The 20,205-nt window shown below is 59.0% G+C and carries 16 protein-coding genes; 5 read left to right on the forward strand and 11 right to left on the reverse strand.

Annotated features, from left to right (window positions below; all coding sequences use genetic code 11):
• Positions 1 to 101: 101 nt before the first annotated feature.
• The 6 genes from PMI07_RS16940 to PMI07_RS16965 all read right to left on the reverse strand — a co-directional run bounded on the left by PMI07_RS16940 (position 102) and on the right by PMI07_RS16965 (position 7,723).
• Positions 102 to 1,259, reverse strand: coding sequence for a pyridoxal-phosphate dependent enzyme (locus PMI07_RS16940; RefSeq protein ID WP_007755409.1), 1,158 nt, complete (start codon positions 1,257 to 1,259; stop codon positions 102 to 104).
• 36 nt (positions 1,260 to 1,295) lie between these two features.
• Positions 1,296 to 2,375: a succinylglutamate desuccinylase/aspartoacylase family protein gene (locus PMI07_RS16945; RefSeq protein WP_155956545.1), complete on the reverse strand. Its 1,080-nt coding sequence runs from the start codon at positions 2,373 to 2,375 to the stop codon at positions 1,296 to 1,298.
• Positions 2,365 to 4,179 carry an ABC transporter permease subunit gene (locus tag PMI07_RS16950; RefSeq protein ID WP_007755404.1) on the reverse strand — a complete coding sequence of 605 codons (1,815 nt, stop codon included), beginning with the start codon at positions 4,177 to 4,179 and terminating at the stop codon, positions 2,365 to 2,367. Before PMI07_RS16950 ends, PMI07_RS16945 begins: the two co-directional genes overlap by 11 nt.
• The gene (locus PMI07_RS16955) at positions 4,179 to 5,276 is read right to left on the reverse strand and encodes an ABC transporter ATP-binding protein (protein WP_007755400.1); all 1,098 of its coding nucleotides are present in this window, start codon (positions 5,274 to 5,276) and stop codon (positions 4,179 to 4,181) included. The genes PMI07_RS16950 and PMI07_RS16955 overlap by 1 nt, the downstream gene beginning before the upstream one ends.
• Positions 5,277 to 5,334: 58 nt before the next feature.
• Complete coding sequence (locus tag PMI07_RS16960) at positions 5,335 to 6,297, reverse strand: ABC transporter substrate-binding protein (RefSeq protein ID WP_197032532.1); 963 nt, start codon at positions 6,295 to 6,297, stop codon at positions 5,335 to 5,337.
• Between the two features lie 520 nt (positions 6,298 to 6,817).
• Positions 6,818 to 7,723, reverse strand: a complete 906-nt coding sequence (locus PMI07_RS16965; protein ID WP_007755389.1) for a LysR substrate-binding domain-containing protein — start codon at positions 7,721 to 7,723, stop codon at positions 6,818 to 6,820.
• 453 nt (positions 7,724 to 8,176) lie between these two features.
• Between PMI07_RS16965 and PMI07_RS16970 the strand changes: the two genes are divergently transcribed.
• Positions 8,177 to 8,890, forward strand: a complete 714-nt coding sequence (locus tag PMI07_RS16970; RefSeq protein WP_007755385.1) for a response regulator transcription factor — start codon at positions 8,177 to 8,179, stop codon at positions 8,888 to 8,890.
• 36 nt (positions 8,891 to 8,926) lie between these two features.
• Here the strand turns inward: PMI07_RS16970 and PMI07_RS16975 are convergent, their stop codons facing one another.
• Genes PMI07_RS16975 through PMI07_RS16985 form a run of 3 tightly spaced genes read right to left on the reverse strand, consistent with a single transcriptional unit; the run spans position 8,927 to position 12,120 of the window.
• Positions 8,927 to 10,132 (reverse strand): ATP-grasp domain-containing protein, encoded by a 1,206-nt coding sequence (locus PMI07_RS16975; protein WP_007755382.1) that lies wholly within the window; start codon positions 10,130 to 10,132, stop codon positions 8,927 to 8,929.
• Positions 10,133 to 10,177: 45 nt separating this feature from the next.
• On the reverse strand, positions 10,178 to 11,221 hold the full coding sequence (locus PMI07_RS16980; RefSeq protein WP_007755378.1) for a cysteine synthase family protein: 1,044 nt from the start codon (positions 11,219 to 11,221) through the stop codon (positions 10,178 to 10,180).
• Between the two features lie 17 nt (positions 11,222 to 11,238).
• Entirely contained in the window at positions 11,239 to 12,120 is an 882-nt protein-coding gene (locus PMI07_RS16985) for a GHMP kinase (protein WP_007755375.1), read from the reverse strand.
• 392 nt (positions 12,121 to 12,512) lie between these two features.
• On the opposite strand from PMI07_RS16985, the gene PMI07_RS16990 reads away from it, so the two are divergent.
• Positions 12,513 to 12,932 carry a hypothetical protein gene (locus PMI07_RS16990; RefSeq protein ID WP_007755372.1) on the forward strand — a complete coding sequence of 140 codons (420 nt, stop codon included), beginning with the start codon at positions 12,513 to 12,515 and terminating at the stop codon, positions 12,930 to 12,932.
• A 143-nt stretch (positions 12,933 to 13,075) separates the two neighbouring features.
• Here the strand turns inward: PMI07_RS16990 and PMI07_RS16995 are convergent, their stop codons facing one another.
• Both PMI07_RS16995 and PMI07_RS33695 read right to left on the reverse strand, forming a co-directional pair.
• Positions 13,076 to 13,414, reverse strand: coding sequence for a hypothetical protein (locus PMI07_RS16995; RefSeq protein ID WP_155956546.1), 339 nt, complete (start codon positions 13,412 to 13,414; stop codon positions 13,076 to 13,078).
• Between the two features lie 16 nt (positions 13,415 to 13,430).
• Positions 13,431 to 13,814 carry a hypothetical protein gene (locus tag PMI07_RS33695; RefSeq protein ID WP_007755369.1) on the reverse strand — a complete coding sequence of 128 codons (384 nt, stop codon included), beginning with the start codon at positions 13,812 to 13,814 and terminating at the stop codon, positions 13,431 to 13,433.
• Between the two features lie 400 nt (positions 13,815 to 14,214).
• Here PMI07_RS33695 and PMI07_RS17005 point away from each other — a divergent pair, with 400 nt between their 5' ends.
• The 3 genes from PMI07_RS17005 (at position 14,215) to PMI07_RS35745 (ending at position 20,196) form a co-directional block, all read left to right on the forward strand.
• The gene (locus PMI07_RS17005; RefSeq protein ID WP_007755365.1) at positions 14,215 to 16,800 is read left to right on the forward strand and encodes an ATP-binding protein; all 2,586 of its coding nucleotides are present in this window, start codon (positions 14,215 to 14,217) and stop codon (positions 16,798 to 16,800) included.
• A gap of 171 nt (positions 16,801 to 16,971) precedes the next feature.
• On the forward strand, positions 16,972 to 19,560 hold the full coding sequence (locus PMI07_RS17010; RefSeq protein WP_007755361.1) for an HWE histidine kinase domain-containing protein: 2,589 nt from the start codon (positions 16,972 to 16,974) through the stop codon (positions 19,558 to 19,560).
• A gap of 441 nt (positions 19,561 to 20,001) precedes the next feature.
• Complete coding sequence (locus tag PMI07_RS35745; protein ID WP_007755358.1) at positions 20,002 to 20,196, forward strand: hypothetical protein; 195 nt, start codon at positions 20,002 to 20,004, stop codon at positions 20,194 to 20,196.
• The last annotated feature ends 9 nt before the right edge of the window (positions 20,197 to 20,205 follow it).

Raw genomic sequence — 20,205 nt, forward strand, 5'->3', positions numbered from 1 at the left:
ATCGGCCGATTTTAGCAGGAAGGGAGGTGCCACAAACTGGAACTTTTCACAAAATTTGTACAATCCAGATGTTCAATATCAACGGAACCCAATGCTTTCCATCAGTTTTGCCACCGGTCCTCTTTGTAACCATGTGACGTCACGATAAGGACGACCGACGCATCATCGGTGATCACCGACCGCTTACGAAGGGCGTGGAGGCCAGCGAGTGCGATCGCACTGGAGCTCTCAACGAACAGGCCGGCTCTCGCCAGATCGGTTTGCGCCGCGGTTGTTTCGTCGGTGCTCGGGGCGACCACCGCTCCTTTCGAGCGCTCAAGTGCGTCGATTGCCTGATAGGTGACCGTCGCCCCTGCCAAAGAGCGAAGTGGCGAGCGGCCATCAAAGTGGCCAAAATAGTCTTCTCCTGCAAGAACCCTGGAAATCCGCGGGAATGGTTCAGCTGCATGGATTCGAGGCAGCTTACTGACGAGACCTGCAGAAGCAAGGTCGCTATATCCCCTGGCCACTCCCCAAAGCAAATCCGCGCGGGATACCGGCACAATGATGTCGGTCGGGGGGTCGGTTTCCGAGGCGAGATAAAGTTCGAGGGCAATCGTTCTCAGCCCATCGACGGCAAACGGGTTGCTACCGACGGCCGGGACCGCGAAATTGGTTGCCGGGTACCATTCGCCCATCATGGTGTGGGCCGAAACCAAATCCCACCGAGCTGCGGCACTCGGTGCCACGATGATTTCGGCGCCATGAAGTTCGATCGCTCTTCGCCAAGCCTGCCCGATATCCGCGGTCGTCACCACGACGCAGCCGAGGCCGGCATTGGCCGCGAACGCAGCGAGCGACGCTCCGGCATTTCCGCTAGAGGCGACGGCGAGCTTCTTGACACCGATGTCTCGAGCCCGCCGAACGAGGGCTGCGCTCATCCGATCCTTGTGCGAGCCAGTGGGATTCGGCGCCTCATTCTTGACCCGCAGCCGCGTCAGACCATGTTGTGCAGCCAGATCGGGGAGGTCGATGAGAGGTGTATTGCCTTCGCCGAGATGCGAGGAGCCGGGATAGGCGAGCCAGCAAGCAATATCATCGAGGCCCCCCAAGCCAGGCAAGCTCGCGAAGTCCGGAGCAACACTCGCCGGGGTGCCGGCGTCTGCGCAGTCGGGGCAACCGAAGAAATAGTCGTTGATCGGCCAGAGCCTTCGGCACTTGATACATCGCATGCCGGAAAGCAACGGACTTGGCTTGCCGAACCGAACTGGCCCCCTCATCGGGGCGCTCCTGCCTGTCATCATCTTCTGACCGAATTAGACATCGTTCACCAAAGTGCATAGTTCGTCGCCCCTGCCGACCAAGGCGGGGATATGACAAGACAGGATATAGCCAGAGGATTCGAAGCGAACTTCCTCGGGCTTGCGCATCGGGAAGTCCGGGAAGTGGATCAACCCGGCGACCTTCCCGGGTGAGACGTGTTCCCCGAGTTTGATGCGGGGCTCGAATATACCCGCGACGTCCGCATGCAGACGATCGTGTGGCCCCTTCTTCACCCAGCGTGTGGATGCGCCGGTTGGCAGGGCTGTGGACTGCAGTATTCCGAATTGACTTAGGATCCTCCGCACCCCCTCCGTGGCAAGCTGCAGGCCGCGCTGGGACAAGGTCTCGCCGCCGCCGAGCTCGGCCGTCAGGCACGGTATCCCTTGCCGAGTGCATTCTCCGGCGAGTGTGCGGGCTCCCCCTCCACCCTTGCCGCTACTCACGAAGCTGATAGGGGCGCCGAACCATTCGGCCAACCGTGCCAGTTCCGTGGTCTCATGTTCATTGCGTCCCTCCCTCACGAGAGCGCAGGGGATGAATTCCGAGGAACGCCCGCCGGCATGCAAGTCGATCACCAGATCGGTGAGGGGCAAAAGAACCGAACTGACATAGTGTGCGGTTACTTGCGTGGGACTGCCGAGTGGGTCGCCTGGAAAGCACCGATTGAGGTTGGCTCCATCAAGCGGAGAGGATCGTCTCCCTGCCATGACCGCCGGAAAATTGAGCGACGGCAGGATCAAGACCCGGCCTCGCACCGAAGAGGCCTCCAGATCCCGGGCGAGGTTCATCAATGCAACGATCCCCTCATATTCGTTGCCATGATTTCCGCCCACCAATAGCGCTGTTGGACCTTCGCCGTTTTTCACCGAGATCACCGGGATCGGAACGTAACCGTAGCCATTGGTTTCGTTCGAATGATAGAGGCGTAGAAATCCATCGTGCTTGCCATCCTCGTCATAATCGAAAGGCGTCGCGACCGGCGTCTCCATCGGATGGGCGGCCATCTCATAGTCTCGAAGAGCGGGTTCGGCATGAATTGCCCGGTTAGGTATTGACGATTGATCATGCGGCAAGGCGGACCCCTCCCTTTCGGCGCGTCAACTCTGAAATCAGAATTATGATGCTCATGAATACGAGCAGCAGGCTTGCAACGGCGGCCAGACGGGGGCTCACCGAGAGAAGGGCGTCCTCATACATGAGCTTGGGCAGGGTCGTGATGCGACCCCCGGTGACAAAAAGCGCAATCGTCAACTCGTCAAAGGAGATGATGAACGCAAACATGAAGGAGGCGATGACCCCGGACCGGATCAGCGGAAACGTGACGCGGCGGAAGGTTGTTGTCCCGTCCGCACCCATCGTGGCGGCGGCATGGTCGAGATTGCGGTCATATCCCTTGAGGATAGCAAGCACGGTCACAATGACATATGGGATCACGATCACCGTGTGCCCCAGGACGACTGCGAACGTGGTGCCGGCGATACCGAGGCGCGAGAAAAGAAAGAACAGGCCGACAGCGATAAAGATGTTCGGCACGATCATTGGCGCGACGACTAATCCGAAAAGAGCCGATTTGCCCGCGAAGCTGTTGCGAGAGAGAGCAAAGGCGCATGGCAACGCGATGAACATCGCGACCGTGGCGGTCGTGAGTGCGACGAGGAAAGATCTTGCCGCAGCGTTGAGCCACACTGGAGAGTCAAACACCGACCGGTACCATTGCAGCGAGAAGAGCTTTGGCGGCCAGGTCAGGAAAGCTTCGGATGTGAAAGAGACCGGCAGCACGAAAAGGGTAGGAAGCGCGAGGAACCCGAGGGTGAGCGTACAGGCCGCATAAAGGCCGAGCCGAGAGCCGGCGCCCATAGCCCTTTTTCCGCGTCTGAGCGTCGAAAATACGGAGATCAACCCGTCAGTGATGTAAGCCAAAGCCCATGTGATCGCATTCCCGGCCCGGACAGAACATCGCCGGACCCGGGAGCCTGCGGCGCGCTTTGGACCCCGCGCGTTCCCGCCCATGACGGACAGACCGAAGATGCGGTCATAGAACAGGAAGATCACCATGAGGATCATGACAAGCAGGACGCCGATCGCGCCAGCGAACTGCCAGTTCAAGACTTCCCGGATCTGGAAAATTATGAGCTGGACGATCATCGTATTTTGAGGGCCGCCCAGGAGCGCCGGCGTGATGAAGAAGCCGAGTGAGGTGATGAAGACCAGGAGCGCCGCCGACGCAACGCCGGGCATCGTCAAAGGGAAATAGATACGCCAGAACCGCGTTCCGCCTCTGGCGCCCATCGTCGCGGCGGCCTTGGAGAGATTGGGGTCAACGCTTTCCATCACCGCCAGGAGGGTCAAAATCGCAAGCGGCATGAGGGCATGTGTCATGCCGATCATGACGCCTGCGAAATTGTAGATCATCTGCAGTGGAGCATCGGTGATGCCAGCTGCCATCAGAATTTGATTGACGGCGCCCTTTCGGCCGAGAAGCACGATCCATGCGAATGTCCGCACGAGGAAGCTTGTCCAGAACGGCATGAGGACGAGGATGATGAGCCAGTTGCGGGCCGATCCGCGCGAGATCGCCAGAAGATAGGCCACGGGGTAAGCTCCGGCCACGCATAACAGCGTCGTGCAGATGGCAACCTTGATGGTGGTCAGCAGGACCCTTCCATAGAGTGGGACCTCGACCAGTCGCTTGTAGTGCTCCAAAGATGGAAGGCCCTGACTATCGAGAAAGCTTATGCCCAGCAGCATCACGACAGGGACGACAAAGAGGGCGATGAGGAATATGGCAACCGGTCCAGTCTGCCCGTAAAGCCGGTTCCATCTCGGCCAGACGCGAGGACGCAAGGCAGGTTCCGCGAAAGCATCCACACGAGCCATTACGCAGCCTCCATCAAGGAGGGAGACAAGACCCTGCCGACATCATCGTCCCAGCCGATCGTAAGCGGCTCACCCTTGCGCACGCGCTGAGACCCACTCGTCAATAGTGATATCTTCAAGGTAGCGTCCCCGATGCCGACAAAAAGCTTGGTGATGGCGCCCGAGACGACAACTTCGGACACACGTCCCTGAAGACGATTTGCCTTGTTCTCGGCATCTGCGTGAATGCCAATCGACTCCGGCCGAGTAAAATAGACGATATCAGGACCGTGGGGACGGGGCGCCGTGGACCGTGTCCTAACCGTTCCGAAGCCCGGCAATTCCAGGACAAGGCACCCGGCCTCCTCACCGGTGACCCTACCTGGGATCAAGTTTGATTCGCCGAGGAAATCTGCAACAAACAGGCTCTTCGGTCGGAAATAGAGCTCGTCTGGCGTACCGATTTGCTCGATCCGCCCCTGGTTCATCAGGCAGATGCGATCGGACATCACCATCGCTTCTTCCTGGTCGTGCGTCACGTAAAGCACAGTCATTCCGAGCTGCCCGTGCAGCCTCTTGATCTCGAGTTGCAGGTGATCGCGCAATTTCTTGTCGAGTGCACCTAAGGGTTCGTCCATCAGGACAATCGAAGGATTGGCAACGAAAGCGCGCGCCAGTGCGATGCGCTGCTGCTGGCCGCCGGAAAGCTGATTGCAGAACCGCTCGCCGACATGTTCCAGCTTCACCATCTCCAGCGCCCGCTTGATCGCTCTTGAGCGGTCCGGCGGGCTGACTTTCCGCATCTCGAGCGGGAAGGAGATATTTTCCGCGACGGTCATGTGGGGAAACAGCGCATAGTTCTGGAAAACCATGCCGATATCGCGGCCCGATGCGGGAACGTCGGTCGCCTCGCGGCCATCAATCCAGATCTTACCGTCGTCAGGTTGGTTTAATCCGGCGACAGACCAGAGAAGCGTGGTCTTGCCCGAACCGGACGGACCGAGCATTGTCAAAAACTCTCCGTCGGCCAGGTCGAGATCGACATGGTCGAGGGCCGTGACCGACCCATACCGTTTTGTAAGGCCGCGAATGGTCAGTTTGTGTTTACGTTCTGTCATCGTAAAATTCCTCCGAAGCTCGTGGTGGCTGACTGGTCGTGCGCAACACTTTCGGCCGCTATCCGAGCAGCCAGCTTTCGAAGCGCTCTTGCGCCTTGGCGCTATTGTTCCCCCACCATTTCGGATCCATCACGAACATGTCGGCGAAGTATTTGGGATTAGTGGGCAGGATGTCGGCGAGCTTCGTTTCGATGAAGTCGAAGGCTCGTGGGTTACAAGGACCACTTGTGGAATATTTGACGAACTCCGCCTGGCGTTGGCCGGAAGAAGAGAACTCGATGAAATCTCGCATCAGTTCGACATTCGGACCGCCCTTAAGAATGGCGAATCCGGCAAACGAGAACATCGCATCTTTCCAGACGATCGTGACTGGCGCTCCATCGTCGATCGCCACCTGGGCCCGGCCATTCCAGGTTATCAGGCAGTCAACCTCGCCCGTCTTCAACATCTGGGAGGTTTGCGCGCCTCCCGTCCACCAAACGGGGATGTCGTTCCTGATCCTGTCGAGGCTCCTGAAGGCCCGATCGAGATCGAGCGGATAGAGATCCTTCTTAGCGACACCGTCCGCAAGCAGGGCAGGTTCGAGTGTTCCGCTGGCATGCTTGCGAAGCGAACGCGAACCGGGGACGGCGGCGATGTTCCAGAAATCCGCAAAGCTCGTCGGCGGCTTCTTGCCCATGGTGTCTGCGCGATAGGCAAGCACCGTGGCATAACCCATAGCGCCGACAAGGAAATCGTTGCGAAGATCTGCAGGGATCTGGGCGGCGTTCGCCCCGAGCGCCGCGGATCCGGCGACCGTGTCGAGATATTTTTTGTCAGCGAGGACAACGACGTCGCTCATATCGAGCAGAGCGCCATCCCAGGCGTAGTTGCCTGCGTCGACCATCGCCTTGATCTCGCCAGTCGGTCCATGGGACGATTGGACGCCGATCACGTCGATTCCGGTCGCTTTGCTGAACGGCTCGAAGAACGCCTTTTTGTAGGCCTCACCGACCGGGCCGCCAGGATCGCGAATGGTCAATGTTCGGCTCTTCGATGAGGCCGCTTTCACAAACGGTGCGGCCAGGACGGTGGCGCCTGACAATGCGATAAAGCCACGACGACCGAGAGAATTTGTTCGCGTTTGAGTTGCTGCTTGCATTTTTGCTGTATCCCCTTATCTCGTTGATCCGTCATCTTGTGCGACGGAATACATGGCAAAACAGTCTGCGATCGGCGCGGAATCCTGGATTCATTGCCTCGGCCAGAAGTCCCATGTGACACGGCATGTTCACAAAGGTCCCTGGACGAGATCATTTCGATGGGTTGCTAGCCGAACTGCCCGGTATTCATCGGATCGGTCCCTAGACGTCCAATCGAATTATGTTGGCAATTGATGCCGAACTGTAATGTGAGCTTTGGCTGGAGCCTCCTCGGACGCTCGTCCGGCCGCACTCTTCCGTCGAAAATTCATTAAGAATCAGCGCAGTGGCTAAAGCATCCTCAGCAAATCGCCGGGTAGCTCAGTGGTCGGGCTATTTTGGTCATGTCGCTGGATATTTCTAGATTGCATTGAATTGCAGGACTGCTCGGTCTCGCTCTTCAGTCAAAAGGGCGAGGAAATTCCGCGTCACGGCCGACGGGGCGCGCAACCTCGGCGTCACCATCATGTAGTCGATTTTGATAGTTGGGCGGAAACGACGCATGACGAGCCCAAGGCCAGCAAAGTCAGCGGCAGCGAATGGGCTGATCACCGAGACGCCAGCGCCGCTCACGATAAAGTTGCAGACAGTCGCGGCGAACTGGGTCTCAATATGCGGTTTGAACTCTACTCCAGCGTTTTCAAAGCTCTGGTCGACCTGCCGGCGCGTGACGTCGTCCTTGACGAGTGCGATGAACGGAAGACCGGCAATATCCGAAGGTGAAATCTCTGTTTTTGCGGACAGGGGATGGCCCGAGGGGAGGATGCAGACGCCATCGACGCTGGCGAAATGCTCCGATCGCTCATCGCGATCGTTTCGCGAGCCTGGCAGGAAGCCGAGGTCAAACTCCTGTGTCGCCGTCACGCCCCTGACTGAACCAGCACTGCGAACCTGAAGGGAGACATTGACGCTCGGATATTGCTTCGAAAAGCGGCTGATGACACGCGGCAGGAAACCCAAGCCGAGCGCCGGCAACGAAGTGATGCGAAGATGGCCGCTATTGAAACTGCTGATGGTGTCGGCGATATGGCGCAGGTTTTCGAGGCCTATGAACGCACGCTTCACTTCCTCATAGAACGCGGTGCCTTCAGGCGTCGGTTGGAGACCGCGGCCGACGCGGCTGAAGAGCTTGAGTTTCGAGACCCTTTCCAGCCGCTCGATCTGGCGGCTCACAGCGGGTTGTGAAAGATTGAGCAATTCGGCGCCAGCGGTAATGCTGCCAGTGCGCATCACCGCCTGAAAGATTTCAATCTGCCTCAGATTCATGGCCGTCCCCTGACCATCGGGGTGACGGAACAGGTTCCGGCTGACAAAGCGATTCGGTCAACGCCGGCCCACCAGACCACCTTGCGGCGTCGAATGGCACCCAGAACAGAAATCTTCAGAAATTTCTCAGCCAAGAACAGCCCCGAGACCGTCCGGCGCGGGCATGGCGACGTGCCATCTCGGTCCGGACGTTACCCACAGGCGAATGCGCGGTTGTATATTCGCGCGGCCCCTTGCCGAAGACAGCGCGTAATTTATGACAGATGAACCTCCACCAAGCAATCCGGCAGAATTACCTGGATCGACCGCCTTTCCGCCCGACCCATGGTTCTGGGGTCCAGCCGGTATTTCCGCCAGGAGAGCTGGTAGTTTTGTGAGTTGACGACATGCGTTTGGCCTTTGCAAATCAGTGGAAGTTGAGGAGTTGCGCGCAAGATTTTCTGGAGCGAGCGCATGAAGGCCTTGGTCGAGATCTGGTCCAGCGATGTGGAATTTCACCTCCTCGCCAACCACATTTTCACGGCCGGCGGGTTCGACACCGTCCTTTCGGACGACGTCGAAGAGGTGCTCCGGTTGGCACACCAGAGGCGTCCTTTCGCAGTTGTGCTGGACTGCAGGGCCGATAGCTCGACGATGGCTGCCGAGATCTGCGTTCGACTGAAAGGCGATCCAGAGACTGCCGAAATTTTCGCTGTCGCTGTCATCAGCCAGGACGCCGGGGATCATTACCTGGAGCTGCTCAAGGCCGGATTTGACGAAACCTGTATGCGTCCCCTCGCACCTTCGAGGTTGCTCGACTTCCTGCGCGCCCGGCTTCGGCGAGAGGACCTCGCAGTCCATCGATCAGTTGACGATGCAGTGCTTCGCTACGAGGGCATCGAAATGAACCTTGCCACAATGCGGGTACAGCGCAACGGCACGGCGATCCATCTGGCGCCGATCGAATTCAGGATGCTGAGACTGCTGATGGAAAAACCGGAGCAAGTGGTTAATCGTGACGAACTGATCGCGGCGGCATGGCCGACTACCCACTATGTGGAGGACCGAACTGTTGATGTTCATGTCGGACGGTTGCGCAAATTCCTGAAGGGCCGGAATGACTCGGACGTGATCCGCACGGTGCGCGGTGTCGGATATGCTCTCGACGCCAAAGCAGACGGCGACTAGCGATCCGCCGCAATCGCTTGGAAGCAAACCCGGTCTTTATTGTGCTTCGATCCGGACATCGAGCAGAGCCAGGGCGCTCTCAAGCGCCGAATCGGTTTGAGCGGCCTGCGACGTCAGGGCGATGACGTGGCCGATTCGATCGCGGAAGTCGCCCCGACGTCGAATTTGCGAACCGTCCGGAGCGTACAGCTCGACCTCAACGATCCCTTCCACCGACCGCGCAAGAGCAACGTCGCAATGCCAGCGCAGAACGCCGTCACTGCCGGGGTTTAGAAAGCGAATGCCTGCGCATTGATTGGCCGGCGCCGTCAGGTCGACAGCGTCGCTGACGACAAGCTTGATCGCTTCTTTGATCAGGTCCAAGCCGTATGCCAACCTGACCAGTTGAGGAATGAAGTCGCCCGCTATCCGCGGATTCACCTCAATGATGACCGGCCCCTCCGGCCCAAGGCGCAGTTCGGTGTGCGCAGGCCCCCATTGTAACCCGAGCGCGCTAATCGCGGTTGTAACGGCAGTTGCGATTTCCTGCTTCACCTGCGTTGACAAATGGGCCGGAAAATCGTGCCCGATCTCGACAAAGAAAGGCAGGGGACCAAGGTGTTTGGCGGTAACGCCGATGACATTTTGACCCATCGTTTCCACGGAGAATTCCGGGCCGACGATATATTGTTCGACAAGGACACCCGGAGAGGAAGCAAAGTCTTCTTCGCGAAGAAGATAAGATGTCTGAGCGGAGACCTCGGGAAGGGCCGTGCAGAGTCTCACTCCCATGCTGCCGCTTCCGACCACCGGTTTGACGATGACCGGCAAGCCAATAGCGTCAGCAAATTCCACAGCATTATGGGGGTCGGTGACGTACCGATAAGCGGGTGTGGCTAGCCCCGCCGCCTTCAATCTGGTCCGTTGCTCGAACTTGTTCTGGCACTGGGCCACCGCGTCAGGATCCGCACCGGGCAATCCAAAAAAACGGCTAACGCCCGCAGCGACCGCCGCATAGGCCCCCGAGCTCGACAATATGCCTTTGATCTCATAGGTCGACTGCAGCCTCTGGCAAACTTCGATCACGGCTTCGACGCTAAGAGTGTTTGCGAACACGGCGACAGGGTCGATTAAGCCCAGACCACGGTATCGCTCGGCATCTTCGCTCAAGAGGATCGGCACGTAACCGAGACGCTTGGCTGCATGATGAAACAGATGACCTGTCGTGCTGCTTTCGATCAGGACCAAGGCTTTTTTCTGCATGGCGGCACCTTTTGCTCGCGTTCTCATCAATGGTTCCGTATTTCGTCAACCCGGGGGGAGACCATCTCCGAGTACCTCGGATAGGCCCCGCCGTCCCCATGGGTAACGAGCCCAGTCCGTCATCTTGACGCCGGGACTCGGCACCGTGATCGGCTCTTCGCTACGCGTCCTTGTCCAATTAGGGATGTTGGCTGCAACCCAGGCCACGTCGAAGACTGTGTCGGCATAGCGATGCCCCTCGTCCGGGAAGATCGCGACGACCCGCTTGCCTGGATGATTGTCGCTCCACCAACGCGCGACGCGAAACGCCGCACCACTTGTCGGGCCCATGAACAGGCCGTGCTTCTTGTGAAGATCGTGAGCTGCGCTTATTATTTCCGCTGCCGAGAGCCAATGGATCTCGTCGAATTGGGTGTGATCGACATTGGCCGGGATAATTCCCCCGCCGAGCCCGCTAACGTGGCGAAGAGCGTTCGGCTGACCGAATAAAACGCTGTTATGCGTGTCGATCCCAACGACCTTGAGCTCCGGAAAGAGCAGGCGAAGATAGCGCGCGGTCCCGCACATCGATCCACCAGAACCCACGCTCCCCACGAGGCAGTCGACAGGACCGACTACATCGATGAACCGTGCGGCAATCTTCGAATAGGCGGTGGGATTGTCGTGGTTGCTGTACTGCGCGGGCCAGTAACTACCGGGCTTGTTCCGCAGGTGGTCCTGAAGCCTTTCAAGGCGGGCAAGCTGAAACCCGCCCGTCGGATGAGCCGTCTCGACGATATCAAGTTCGACGCCGAGCTGGAAAAGGCGGCGCCTCAAATTCCGGTCGAGTGCCCAATCGCCAACGATCAAAAGCCGATAGTCGTTCTGGACTGAAAGCATGGCAAGGGCGAGAGCAAAGGTACCGGATGAAGATTCGCAGATAATCCCGCCTGGGCCGAGCTGCCCCCTTTCCACCGCCCGCTCGAGCATGAAACGTGCCGGCAGGAGCTTCATGAGGAAGAAACAGGCGCCGAACAGGTGCCCCCCCAGTGGTACCATTCTGGGATCCTCGAACTCTTCGAGATTGCGCAGCCGGACACGGTCGAACATCGGTGCCTCACGGTCGTTTAAGTCAGGAACGTGCGCTGACTGAGCCCAAGTGCATCGATCGCCCGTATTGCCAGATCCATGTTCTCCGGTGTGCGCGCGTCGACTGGATCGAACAATAGCCCTGCGATTGTCCCGCTATGCGCAACCTGCAAGCCGGAGGCGCCATACCGCATTGCGATTGCCTGGAGTTCGCGCAACCGCGGTTTCGGCAGGAAGCGCTCATTGATCCACGCGCTTGCCGTCGCCACGCGTCCAAGAGAGAGAACATCGCCCGTATCGATGGCTCTTCGCAACAGGCTGCGCAGCGGCCGGAAGATCTCGACCTCGCCGGGTTCATACTGGGCCGGCTGAAATTCAAGCGTCGAGACGGTGCTCGCCGGTGCCATGTCAACGCTTACGATGTTCAGTGAGGGAATGGGTTTGCGGAAGGCCTCCAGAACGATTCCGTCACGCTGCGCAAACAGTACTGCCTGCTGCTTGAACAGCGTCGAGTCGCAGGCGGTTTCCGCGTCGACGGCAATGCGCATAATGCTCTCAGTGGTGGTGACGATCCCCAGATAGTCCAGGACCGCATGGATGCTGGCGAGGACGTCCGCGGTCGAGGATCCCATACCGCGGCCAATGGGGATATTCGTGACGAGACGCAGGTGCCCACCAGTCCTGACGCGTGCGAACGTCACCAGCGACTGACTGGCTGCACGCCTCGCTTTCTCGCAAAAGGTGGGAGATACGGTGACCTCGTCGCGTTCATTCGGTGCGAAGGTGGCAATCGACGTTAATGCGGGGCAAGGTAGAGATACCAGCCCTCGGAGAAGTTGCCCGCCAGCATCCTCGAACACGCCTTGCAACAGTTCGCCATGGTGGGCGATCGCTTTTCCCGTGCCACGCTTCTTTGCCATTCGCGCCTCCTCCCGTGCGGAGCGTCGAACCGAAATCCTAAGTCAGATGGAGCGAAAGTCTCTCAAGGTCACGGAGGGAATTCAATGAATGCAACCCAAAATATGCATTAACTTTTGATGTGTTGCGCGCCTCTCGGGGATCAGCATCGCGTTTACGTTGCACAACTTTTACGTTCGGACCTAAATCGCTAGTGCACAAGACATGCCATTCCCACACAAGCTCGCTCGCAGATCCTCAATGCCGACCTCAAAGACGATCTGGGGAGATGTGGATGGGGATCCGGAATCGATCGCGCGTGTGGTACAGGACGACGCGCCGCCTGACAGACCGATCACCGTTGACAGCGCCCTTAGAGCCATGGACAAATGCGGCGCCCAAACAGGAGAGATCTATGGCCGACGAAATCAATCCGACACTCGATACCGATATCTCAGGCTCACAAACTGTACCGGTTTCGGAACCGAAGAAGCAGCGCAAACCGCGCACGAAAAAGGCGACCACTGAGACGGTATCAGCCAAGGTCAGCGCGGATATCTCTGGTTCCCCAAGTCCTGCGGGCGTAAAGCCTGGAAGACAAACAAGAACACGCAAATCCAATCCCGGCTCGCCGAGCGCGACCAGCGTCAGGAAATACACCAGAAAGCCGGCCGTGAAACCGGGCAAGCTGGTTACAGGGTCCGAGGTTCTCGCCATCGATGAGCTGGCGAACTTGTCTGAGCTGGAGCAGGAGAACCAAAAGCTTCGTAAGCTGCTGACAGAAAAGCTTCGCGGAGAAAACGCCGATCTGCGCAAGAAGCTCGGTCTCGGTTGAACCAGCGACACGGGGTCGGTCGATAGGCCGCCCGCAACTCTTCCTTCTAACAGGTCGCAGGCTACACAGGACCCTTGCTGGCGCGATAGCAATGCAGGGCAAGCTGAGACGAAAATCTAGCTGCCCTGTCTCCCCTCCACGTGTTAACCTTGGCCAGGGGCCGCTTCCAGCGCTTGTCGATCGGATGCTGAGTATTCGGCCGTTTCAATAGCGGATGCGCCAAGCTGAACATGGGATTCGCACTGCGAAACGAAGTCGTCGCAAGCTGCGAAAAGTTCTTCCTGACTTGTTTTGCCGGTGCGGTAGGCGTTGATGATCAGCTTGACCACGTCCTGACCGAGAACGCTGGACGGATCGAGCGCCCGGCGCACCAGTTGACGTGTGCTTCGCGCATCACGTTGAGCTCGTTGATTGAGAATATCCCGTGTGAACACCCGAACATCTTGCTTCCTCCTGATGTTGCTCGAGATAGCCGCCGACATATTGATGGACCGCCTTTCAGCGGGCGCGGATCAGGCCCAAGATGAATCCGGTCAGGGCTGCCACTCCGACCGCGGCTAGTGGGCGATCTGAGATTCGGCCGCGCGCATCTTCGAGCAGGTTTGCCGCCTGCGCTGTTGCAATCCGCAATGATGCACTGCCTATTTCTGCCGCGCTCTCGCTTAGGCGCCCGACCTCGGCCCGAAGCGCGCTAATCTCCTCGGCCGGTGAGGTCGAGGCCCCCACTCGAAAGGGCCTTTCACCGATCGACGCAAGTGCAAGATCCACAAGGGGTGCGTCAGACTGGGTGTCGGCGACACTTAACGCCGCGGAATCGAACGAGGCAGGCTCGGGGGCAGCGGCCGGAAGCGCTTGTACCGTAGAAGATTTTGAGGTGGTCATGATGTTCCTCCGTCTGACCACGGCTCAACGGGTTTCGTCGACGTATGTTCCGATGCAGTAGGCACGACGGCAGCCAAGCGGTGTTGCACGACGAAAGCTCGACATCCGCACCACCCGTTCGCTTCCGGCACGGTAAAGCCCCCCTTTGCTGACCGCACGTACGAAGTCTCTTTGGGGTGTCAACGAGAACTATCTCATTTAAGAATTTCCAATCGACATGTTCGTTTGTCATGCCCCCGGAGGTCAATGCCCCAATACAACAAGGCCGCGCATCCGAGCTTGTACCGGCCTAGCGCGTCGGACCACTTCACATCAGAGGGCGTGCGCCTATGTATTGTGGAAATTCCTCGCACCTGCGGATTCCATGGCAAACGACACTTTTCCTTCCTCTACTGGAGTAATGGCCGAGAAGATCAGGTCGTTCCGTTGGGAGGCGACACCGCTCGGCCATATCGCAACATGGCCCGTCGCTCTCAGGATCACCGTCGACGCAATGGTGGCTTCTAAATTTCCCCAGTGTCTTTTCTGGGGGACGGATCTGATCGCCATCTACAATGACGGCTATCTCCCGATGCTCGGAGCGAAGGAAGAAGCTCTTGGCAACCCCCTGTGCGTGAGCTGGAGTGAAAACTGGGAGGACCTCAGGCCGATTGCACAGAAAGCGATGTCGGGGGAAGCGGTTTACCATGAAGACTTTCCCCTCGAGACGACGCGGCATGGTCAGACCGAGACCGCCTATTTTACGTTCTGTTATAGTCCCATCCACGACGAGAGCGGAGCCGTCGTCGGGATGATAGACACCGTCATCGAGACGACTGAAACCGTTCGTGGGCGCGAGAAGCTGCGCTCCGAGAGCGAACGCTATCGTCAAATGTTCGAAAATGCTCCGGGCTTCATGGCGATGCTGTCGGGCCCAGAACATGTGATCGAGCATGCCAATCCCGCCTACCTCGACCTGATCGGCCGGCGAGACGTTATCGGCAAGCCCGTTCGATCAGGTATCCCCGAGGCGCTCGAGCAGGGTTTTCTCGATATCTTGGACCGTGTGAGGCTGACAGGCGAGCCGTATTCCGCGACGGCAGCCCGCTTTGATGCCGGCGGTCCAGAACAAAAGCCGCGCACGCGATACGTTGATTTTGTCTACCAGCCTATCAAGGACAGAACCGGGAGGGTGACGAACATCTTCGTCTCTGGCGTGGATGTTACCGAGCGCACTCTCGCCGACATTGCGATCAGGCAGTCGGAGGCCCGCCTTCGTTTCCTCGATGATCTTGCGCGGGAAACCGGAAAAAGCACGGACGCGGATGCGATCCTCGCCATCACGACCCGGATGGTCGGAGAGTACCTGTGCCTCTCAAACTGCGCCTATGCGGATATGGACGAGGACGAAGACGGGTTTACGATCCGAGGGGACTGGGCCGCGGCAGGGTTACCGTCGATCGTCGGTCACTACAGTCTCGCCGACTTCGGAAAACTCGCGGTGTCAAACCTCAGCCGCGGCTTACCTCTGGTGGTGAACGACAACCTTTCCGAGCTCGCCCCCGAAGAAGCCAAGACCTTCCAGGCAATCGGCATTGCAGCCACTATTTGCATGCCATTGATACTGGAAGGCAGGCTGACGGCGTTGATGGCAATCCACGACAAGGTGCCGCGCGTCTGGTCGGGCGAGGAGCTCGCCTTGATCCGGGAAGTGACGGAGCGTTCCTGGGCCCACATCCGGCGGGTCCGATCGGAGGCCGCTCTACGCGAAACAGCGACGGCCCTGGCCGAGCTCAACGCGCACCTCGAGGCAAGGGTCGAGGACCGGACCGCAGCACTGGTTCAGGCCGAGGAGGCCTTGCTCCACGCGCAAAAGATGGAGGCCGTCGGCCAGCTCACCGGAGGGCTGGCACACGACTTCAACAATATTCTGGCCGGAATCGGCGGCAGTCTCGAGCTAATGAACACGCGTCTGGCCCAAGGTCGGATCGCTGACCTGGAGCGCTACCTCAACGGAGCGCAGTCCGCAGTGAAACGGGCGGCCGGCTTGACCCAGCGGCTCCTCGCCTTCTCACGCAGGCAAACACTCGATCCTAAGCCCGTGGACATAAAGCGACTGGTATCAGGCATGCATGACCTTATCACTCGCAGCGTAGGCCCGGCGATCGAAATCAGCACCATCGCAGCAAGCGGCCTGTGGTCGACTTTCGCAGATGTCGGCCAGCTCGAAAATGCGCTGTTGAATCTGTGCATAAACGCCCGTGACGCCATGCCCGACGGCGGCAAGCTCACGATCGAAACGGAGAACCACTGGCTCGATGCGCGTGCTGGAAAGGACCGGGGACTGTCGCCAGGGCAATATGTTTCCCTAGGCGTGAGGGACACGGGGACGGGTATGCCACCCGAGATCATAGCCCGGGCATTCGATCCCTTCTATACGACGAAGCCCACTGGCCAGGGTACGGGCCTCGGACTTTCCATGGTCTATGGCTTCGCGGGTCAGTCGGGTGGCAGCGTCCGCATCGACTCCGATATCGGGCAAGGGACGACGGTCACCATTTACCTTCCTAGGCATCACTTGGATGCGGTCACGGAAGAAGAGACGGCAGACGCTTCGGAAGCTCCGCGCGCACCAGAGAACCGCACCATCATGGTCGTCGACGACGAACCCCTCGTGCGGATGGTGGCCGTCGAGATCCTGGAAGAGCTGGGGTACGGAATCATCGAAGCGGGCGACGGGCCTACTGCTCTTAGACTGCTGCACGGTCGAAACGATATCGACCTCCTGATCACCGATGTCGGCCTGCCGAACGGGATGAACGGCCGCCAGCTCGCCGACGCTGCACGAGGGGAGCGGCCGGAGTTGAATGTGCTTTTCATCACAGGGTATGCGGAGAACGCCGTCCTAAACCACGGTCATCTCGAAAAAGGGATGCAAGTGATGACAAAGCCATTTACCGGCGAAGCGCTAGCCCGTCGGGTGGAAGAGATCATCGGCGATTCATGAGTTGGAACATTTCTAAAGAGGGCGCGTTTTCGCCGTCGTGCCGATCTGTTGCCCTTCTACGCTTGCCTGTACGTCCGCATTTATTCCCGTTTCGCGTTAAGCGCCTCACGCGGTCACCCTGCCGCCAACGCCATGGCAAACACGGCATGCCCAACTTCTTGAGAAAGCGAGATGTCTACCTTGAGTTACGATAGGTCAAAAGTCGATCTGACGAACTGCGATCGAGAGCCGATCCACATTCCGGGAAGCATCCAGCCACACGGGGCGATGATCGTCATAAACGGGGAGGGCCTGGTTTCTTTCGTGTCGGAGAACATTGATCGATTCCTCGGCGAAACCAACCGCGACTATCTCGGAGCAGAACTCGCCGATGTCGTCGGCAGCACCCTCGCGCACGACATCGCGAACGCCGTAGCCCGCGCCGGATCCGGTCATATAGCCGGCGTCGTACTCAAGGCCACAGTAGGCGGGGGGCAGAATGTCGCAGACATCACCGCCCATCGGTACGAAGGCCGCACGTTCCTCGAGTTCGAGCAGCCAGCGTCGGTGGATGACACGGAAGTTGCGCTGCACCTTACTCAGTCCCTGGTGCGCCGCGTAGACGTCTACAAGGAATTCGATCCGCTCTTCAACGGGGTTGCGCGTCTCTTGCGGGCGATGCTCGGTTACGACCGCGTCATGGTGTACCGCTTCCTGCACAACGGTGCGGGCCGCGTAATAGCGGAGGCCCGGGAACCGTCGCTGAACAGCTTCTTCGGTCAGCACTTCCCCGTCTCCGACATTCCGGCGCAGGCCCGAAAGCTCTATGTCAAGAACTGGGTCCGGGTGATAGGCGACGCCTCGTTTGTGCCCGTCCCGCTTATCCCAAACATTTCCGATGGAGAGCCACCAGTCGATCTCTCGCATGCGCATCTTCGCAGCGTATCTCCGATCCACTGCGAGTATCTGCGTAACATGGGCGTTGCCGCATCCATGTCGATATCGATCGTAGTAGACGGAGAGCTCTGGGGCCTCATCGCCTGCCATCACAATACCCCAAAGTGGCTCTCGATCCCCATGCGCGTAGCGACCGAACTCTTTGCGCAGTACTTCTCCCTCCATGTCGCCGCTATCGAGCACCGTGAACAGAAGTCGGCGGCGGTGGCCACGCGCAGCCGCCTGGACGCCATCATCGCGGGGGTCAACCCTAACGACCCTGTCGAAATCACATTACAAACGAGGCTTCGCGAGTTCTCTTCGTTGATTGCAAGCGACGGCGCAGGGCTATGGTCACGCGGGCAATGGTGGGCCTATGGCGTCGCCCCGTCACAAACAGCTGTCCCGCGACTCATGGAGACGGTGGAGCGAAAGGCGGGGCGCTACATCTGGGAGACCCAAGACCTTCAGGCTGAGACCGGTGACCTCGGGGAATATGGAACCCGGGTTGCCGGCCTTCTTGCAATACCAATCTCCGTTTCATCCCCGGACTTCCTGATTTTCTTCCGCAGCGAGGAAGCGCACCAGATCGAATGGGCGGGCGAGCCGGCAAAAAACGAGGAGGTAACGGAGGCCGGGCGCCGTCTGACGCCTCGTGGCAGTTTCAACACCTGGCGCGAGGATGTCCGACACAGGTCCCTTCCGTGGACGAACGCTGACATGGTCGTGGCCGATGCTATCAGGGGTTACGTCAGGGACGTGATGCTGTCGCACAACGACGCGACCGAGGAACAGCGGGAAAAGAACGAGAACCAGCGCAAGCTACTGAATTCGGAGCTGAACCACCGCGTCAAGAATATCCTCGCACTGGTAAAATCGATCGCCACTCAGACCGGAGCCAACGCGGAATCGGTGGACGACTACGCGAGGTCCTTCGAAGGCCGACTCCGCGCTCTGTCCTACGCCCACGATCAGTCTTTCTCGGGAACCGAGGGCGGCGAGCTACGCGGGCTGATCGACGCGGAGGCCGGGATGCACCGATTCAGCAAAATGCCGGACCGGATCAAAATCGTGGGAGGCCCGATCGGGCTCACCGAGCGCGCCTTCGGCGTGTTTGCCCTTCTGCTTCACGAAATGATGACCAATGCCGCAAAATACGGCAGTCTCTCCGTACCTTCGGGCAGGCTGGACATCTCTTGGACGGCGGCTGACAACGGCGACTGCCGTCTCGACTGGGTCGAAAGCGGAGGCCCGGAGGTAAGGCCACCGACAAGGCGGGGGTTCGGATCCAACCTCATCGAAAAGACGGTGGCGCATGACCTCGGCGGGACGGTTGACATCGATTTTGCCAGAGAAGGCCTAAGGGCCCAGATCGTGGTTCCTTCCCATCATCTTCGCGCCGTCGCGGACGGCCGACATGACCCCGAAGAGGCCTTAGCTGCCCTCGACCGTCCTTTGGATGGCCTTCGGGTCCTGCTCGTCGAGGACCAGTCGCTGATTGCGATGGATACGGAGGAACTCCTGAAATCGCTTGGCGCCGATGCGATCGCGGTCGCGCCGAGCGTTGACACCGCCCTCGAGCTGATTTCCGAGCAAGAACTCGAATGCGCGGTCCTCGACCTCAATCTAGGAGGCTCGACTTCGGAGAAAGTGGCGCGGGAACTCGATCGGCGAGACATTCCGTATGTCTTCGCCACGGGTTATCGCGACGGCATCAGCATTCCCAACGGATTTTCAGACATCCCGGTCGTCCGCAAACCCGTTTCCGAACAAGCGCTTGCCGCAGCGATAATAGAAGCGATCAGAGGACGCCAGAGCGCGTCAATGCGGCAGGGGGACGGCTGAGCTAAGCCTGGAAGGATGATCACTGTCCGGACCCTGGTGCAACTGGACGAACAAGAGACACTGGCCCGTCGGGGAACACAGGCTTGCTCATATTCCGCATGCGCGCTGGCACGACATCGCCAATGCCCGAACGATCCAGGCCTACCGAACGACGTTCATCCGAACTTGGCTTCCGGGGCATTGCATCCGCTGCTGTCGCCGTGCAGATTGAACATGATTCCTCCGACGACGACTATGTCAGGGAAACCGGCAATTCTGCAAACAGGTCGGAACCTAATGGGCCCCCAGGGCTTGCCTAGCAAGATCTGCCTTGATCACGATTGATTAGACGATCATCAACGCCGAAAGATGCGAGATGTCTATGCGTTTCACCCGTAAGGCGATGGACCGACTGACCAGTGTTACAGCGCTAATTTGCGATAGCTTAAAATGGGAGAGCCTATGCACGAAGCTGCACAGAACGAGGTCTCCAACGAGGTCGTTAGTCCCGGCGTAGCGCAAGTGGGCGCGCTCTGCTACCGGCGGGACGGGGAGGGACATCTTGAAGTGCTCCTGCTCGGCAGCCGTCGCGGCGGCCGATGGGGACCCCCGAAAGGACATATCGAGAGCCGCGAACATAGCGGCGCGCTGCGTTGAGAGAGGCGT

This window comes from Rhizobium sp. CF080 (assembly GCF_000282095.2).
GTDB lineage: Bacteria > Pseudomonadota > Alphaproteobacteria > Rhizobiales > Rhizobiaceae > Neorhizobium.